Annotated in this window: 1 protein-coding gene; it reads right to left on the bottom strand. The window is 48.7% G+C overall.

What is annotated here, in order from left to right; genetic code table 11:
- Positions 1 to 57: 57 nt before the first annotated feature.
- The gene (locus SB775_RS34415; RefSeq protein WP_410865772.1) at positions 58 to 174 is read right to left on the bottom strand and encodes an SDR family oxidoreductase; all 117 of its coding nucleotides are present in this window, start codon (positions 172 to 174) and stop codon (positions 58 to 60) included.
- Positions 175 to 230 lie beyond the last annotated feature (56 nt).

Below are 230 nucleotides of genomic sequence, written 5' to 3'. Positions count from 1 at the left end.
GGCTGATTACAAAAGAGGCTGACCAATCAATATGATTGAATCAGCCTCTTTGTGATGTTAGACGGTCAAGCTTCCATCTACACTGACCACTGCCCCAGCCATAAAGCTCGCTTTATCAGAAGCCAAAAACAGGACAACTTCAGCGATTTCATCCGGTTGACCGTGACGGCCCATCCGCATTGGCGAAATTTCTTCTGGAACATAGCCACCGCTTGCGAACGCATCCGCTA

The organism is Peribacillus sp. SIMBA_075 (assembly GCF_046534585.1).
This window is presented reverse-complemented; position numbering and strand designations above follow the sequence as displayed.

Bases quoted from the DNA above. Each gene is read 5' to 3' on its own strand.
- SB775_RS34415 (WP_410865772.1), bottom strand. From the start codon at position 174: ATGGGCCGTCACGGTCAACCGGATGAAATCGCTGAAGTTGTCCTGTTT.